This window comes from Microbacterium sp. (assembly GCF_047606685.1).
Classification (GTDB): Bacteria; Actinomycetota; Actinomycetes; order Actinomycetales; family Microbacteriaceae; genus Microbacterium.
On record NZ_JASGEC010000019.1, the window covers coordinates 1 to 4,806 of the forward strand.

Below are 4,806 nucleotides of genomic sequence, written 5' to 3' on the forward strand. Positions count from 1 at the left end.
CCGCCCCCCACGCCCCGGGCCCGGTGGTGTCCTCCCCCGCGGGGGTCGGGGGGCGGGGCACCGTCGACCCCCCCCACGAGACCGCTCGCTTGGCGAACGCCGTTCGCGACCTCGAGTGGCGCGCGGGAGAGGTGGATGTCTTCGCCCACGGCGAGCGGGAGTCGATGAAGGCGCTGCGCCGGGTGCTGTTCGACGAGCGCGCGCTGAAGCGCGCCCAGGTGTCGCTGTCCGGCTACTGGGCGCGCGGTCGCACGGAGGACCGCTTCCAGGCCGAGAAGCGCGAGCCGGTCGGGCAGATCTTCCCGACCGCATGAGCGCGGGCGGGGCGGCCGACGACCGCGCTGCAAGAATGGGTCGCGTGAAGCCGCCGACGATCTACGACGTCGCCCGCGCCGCGGGCGTGTCGCACCAGACCGTCACGCGCCATCTGCACGGCTTCGAGGGAATCCGTCCGGAGACCCGCGACCGTGTTCAGGCGGCGATCGCGGAGTTGGGCTATCTGCCTAACGCCGCGGCGCGGCAACTGCGGCAGAACCGGGTCAACGTGATCGGGCTGCTGGCGCACCGCGTGGACATGCCGGGGCCGGCACGGCTGGTTGTCGGAGCCATCGGCGCCGCGCGCCAGCGTGGCTACCTCATCGAGCTTGTCGTGACGGAGGGGCAGGAGCCCGACGAGATCGACGCGGCGCTGGGCCAGCTTCTGGAGCACCAGCACGCGGGGCTCATCATCGAAACGCAATACGAGGGGCTCACCCGCGCGATCGAGGCGCGCGACCTGCGGGTTCCGCACGTCATGGCCACCTCCCGGGTGCTCACTCCCGGCGACACGATGACCACCAACCACCGCTCGGGACGGATGGCGGCCGCCCACTTGATCGGGTTGGGCCACCGCGACATCGGCTACGTGAGCGGCCCGCAGTCGTGGTTCGTCGCGCGAGAGCGACGCGAGGGGTTCGTCGCCGAGCTCGCCGACGCGGGCCTCGAGCCCGTCTGGGAAGCGGAAGGCGACTGGTCGCCCGCCTCGGCAGCGGCGGCGTGGCGCGACCGGCCCCGGTCCACGGCGATGACCGCGGTGGGCCTGGGCAACGACTCCATGGCGATCGGGTTGGTCTCCGCCGCCACGGCGGCAGGCGTTGCGGTGCCCGCGGAGCTCAGCGTGATCGGCAACGATGACATGCCGGAGGCCTCGTTCGTCACGCCCTCGCTGTCCACGATCGCGCTCGACTTCGAGGCGGAGGGCGCGTTCCTGGTGTCCACGCTGCTGGAAATGATCACCGGCGAGCCCGTCGACAGCGCGCTTCCCGCGCCGCGGCTGATTGTTCGCGCCTCGAGCGCGCCCGTTTCGCGCTGAGATCGCGGCAGCGGGACCCGACTGCCTCTTGCCCGCGGGTGGCGCGCTCTGCTAATGTCCAATGTTGTCGACAACATGTTGTCGACAACATCCGCAAACAGAGAGGTTTGGATGGCTGCCCGCCCACGATTCTCGGGGGTCCTTTTCGGGGCCGCGTACTACGCCGAGTACCAGCCGGAGGGAACCCTCCACCGCGACCTCGACCTCATGAAGGACGCGGGCTTCACCGTCATCCGGGTCGGCGAGTCGGTGTGGTCGACGTGGGAGCCTCGAGAAGGCCAGTTCGACCTCGACTGGCTGCAGCCCGTCCTTGACGGCGCGCACGCGCGCGGCATCGGCGTCATCCTCGGAACGCCGACCTACGCCATCCCCCCGTGGCTGCAGACGCGCCACCCCGAGATCGCCGCAGAGTCCTCGTCCGGCGCCCGCATCGGTTGGGGCGCGCGGCAGGAGATGGACCAGAGCCAGCCCGCGTACCGGTTCTACGCCGAGCGCATCGTGCGCAAAGTGGTCGCGCGCTACTGCGACCACCCCGCCGTCATCGGCTACCAGGTCGACAACGAGCCAGGCAGCGTGCTCGCCCACAACAGCTCGACCTTCCACGCCTTCCTGGAGTGGCTGCGCGACCGCTACGGCACCGTCGAGCGCCTGAATGAGGAATGGGGGCTCGTCTACTGGTCGCATCGCGTGACCGAGTGGTCACAGCTGTGGAAGCCGGACGGCAACCTGATGCCGCAGTACCAGCTGGAGTGGCGCAGATTCCAAGCGACGCTGGCCACCGAGCTCATCGGATGGCAGGCCGACGTGGTGCGCGAGTACGCCCGCGACGACCAGTTCATCACCACCTGCATCTCCTACCCCCGACCCCAGATCTCCGACGACGAGCTGGTCGCGCAGCTCGACGTCACTGCCGGCAACCCGTACTACCTCATGCAGGCGGGCCTCGACGCGCTCGACCCCGCCACGGGCTCGGAGCGCTGGTGGCACTCCGGCGTTCCCGCCCTCTTCCAGTGGGGAGACCGCGCGTGGTCGAGCGCGCAGGCGCCGTTCCTGGTCACCGAGACCAACGCGCAGTCCATCGGCGGCCCATGGATGAACCATCCCCCGTTCCCCGGCCAGATCCGCCAGGCGGCGTTCGCGCTGCTCTCCCGCGGCGCCCGCATGATCGAGTACTGGCACTGGCACACGCTGCACTTCGGCGTGGAGACCTACTGGGGCGGCATCCTTCCGCACAGCCAGGTTCCCGGGCGCGTCTACCGAGAGGTGGCCGCCCTGGGCGCGGCGCTCGGCCGCATCGGCGGGGCCTTGGACGACTACGCGCCCGACGCCGATGCGCTGATGCTGTGGTCGACCGACACGAAGTGGTCGTGGAACTTCTTCACACCGCTCGCGCAGGCGGACGGCTCGCCCAACACGGACGCGTACACCGACATCTTCGACGCGTGGCACCACGGCCTGTTCGAGGCGGGCATCCAGCTGCGCGTGCAGCACGTGCGGCAGTTCCTCCAGGCTCCGCTGGACGAGCTTGTCACCCAGTTCCCCGTGCTCGTCGCCCCCGCCGTCTACGTGGCCGAGGACGCCGTGCTCGACAAGCTCGCCGCCTACGCCGAAGCCGGCGGCCACCTCGTGGTCGGCATCCGCACCGGGTACGGCGACGACCTCGCCCGGGCGCGGCTCGAGGTCGCCCCCGCGCGGCTCGCCGGGCCCGCCGGGGTCCACTACGAGGAGTACACGAACCTCTCCTCACCGCTGCCGGTGCACTCCGCGGGCGAGATCGACCTGGAGCCGGGCGCGGCCGGCATCGGCTGGGCCGATCTGCTGGAGGTCGACGACGCGCGCGTGGTGGCGGGCTTCGCCGCGACGGAGTTCGGCGCGCGCGCCGCCGTGACCACGCGCGCGCACGGCGACGGCCGCGTGAGCTACGTGGCCACGGTGCCGAACCCCGAGCTGGCCCGCAGCATCGGCCGCTGGCTCGTGCCCGACACGCAGCGCCAGCGCTGGAGCGCGCCGCGCGAGGTCACCGTCGCCACTGGCCGCGCAGGCGAGGCCGCGCTGGCGTTCGTGTCGAACTGGTCGGGCTCCCGGCATCCCGTCACCGCTCCCTGCGCCCTGCGCGACCTCGCCTCCGGCGATGCGCACGGGCCGGGAGACACCATCGTCCTCGACCCCCGCGACGCGCGGCTGTTCGAGGTCGCCACGGGCAGGACACTGCCCATCCCAACACCGAGAGAGAAATCATGAAACGATCACGCAAGGCAATGGCGCTCGGAGCGATCGCACTGGCCTCCGGGCTCGCGTTGAGCGGCTGCGCGTCCGGCGGCGGCCAGACGCAGGAAAGCACCGCCCCGGTCTCGCAGGCGGACATCGACAAGGCGCTGAACACCGAGACCGAGCTCACCTTCTGGACGTGGGTGCCCGACATCCAGAAGGAGGTCGACCTGTTCGAGGCGAAGTACCCGAAGATCAAAGTCAAGGTCGTCAACACCGGCGGCGGCACACAGCACTACCCGAAGCTGCGCGCGGCGTTGAAGGCGGGCAAGGGCGCGCCGGACGTGGCGCAGATCGAGTACCAGTACGTGCCCTCGTTCCGGCAGACCGCGAGCCTGGCCGACCTCACCCCGTACGGCGCCGCCGACACCAAGGACCAGTTCGTGGAGTGGGTGTGGAACCAGGTCGCCAACGAGCAGGGCGTCTGGGCCGTGCCGCAAGACTCCGGCCCGCTCGGCAACCTCTACCGCAAGGACCTCTTCGACAAGGCCGGCATCACCGAGGCTCCTGCGACGTGGGACGACTTCGCCACGGCGGCCGAGGCCGTGAAGTCGAAGACCGGGTCGTACATCACCAACATGCCGGGCAACGACCCCGGCCAGATGGTGGGCCTGTTCTGGCAGGCGGGCGCGCAGCCGTTCGCCTACGACGGCGACAAGACCGTGTCGATCAACCTCGACTCGCCCGAGACCCAGAAGGTCGTGTCGTACTGGCAGGACCTGATCTCCAAAGACCTCGTGTCCGTCGACGCCGACTTCAACGACTCGTGGTACCAGGGCCTGGCTAAGGGCAAGTACGCCAGCTGGCAGGTCGCCGCGTGGGGTCCGGTGTTCCTGCAAGGAACGGCCAAGGACACCAGCGGCAAGTGGGCGGCCGGAAAGATCCCGCAGTGGGAGGCGGGAGAGGATGTCTCGGGCAACTGGGGCGGATCGACGGATGCCGTCATGGTCACCAGCGAGAACAAGATCGCAGCCTACGAGCTCGCGAAGTTCATCAACACCGATGCCGACTCCGCGCTCATGCTCGCCAACGAGCAGTTCCTGTTCCCCACCACGAACGCCACGCTCCAGTCTGACGAGTTCCTCAGCCAGGAGAACGAGTTCTACGGCGGGCAGAAGGTGAACGAGTTCTTCGCCGGCGTGTCCGACACCGTCCAGCCCGACTTCCAGTGGCTGCCGTTCATGGAC

The 4,806-nt window shown here is 70.0% G+C and carries 4 protein-coding genes; all 4 read left to right on the forward strand.

Annotated elements, in window-relative coordinates:
- A partial coding sequence (locus tag QM611_RS02550; protein ID WP_415078336.1) for an SIP domain-containing protein occupies positions 1 to 314 on the forward strand: 314 nt, incomplete at its 5' end.
- A gap of 44 nt (positions 315 to 358) precedes the next feature.
- Positions 359 to 1,351, forward strand: coding sequence for a LacI family DNA-binding transcriptional regulator (locus tag QM611_RS02555; RefSeq protein WP_415078337.1), 993 nt, complete (start codon positions 359 to 361; stop codon positions 1,349 to 1,351).
- 111 nt (positions 1,352 to 1,462) lie between these two features.
- Positions 1,463 to 3,592 carry a beta-galactosidase gene (locus tag QM611_RS02560; protein WP_415078338.1) on the forward strand — a complete coding sequence of 710 codons (2,130 nt, stop codon included), beginning with the start codon at positions 1,463 to 1,465 and terminating at the stop codon, positions 3,590 to 3,592.
- Positions 3,589 to 4,806, forward strand: a 1,218-nt coding sequence (locus tag QM611_RS02565) for an ABC transporter substrate-binding protein (protein WP_415078339.1), incomplete at its 3' end; no start/stop codon positions are given. The genes QM611_RS02560 and QM611_RS02565, both read left to right, overlap by 4 nt.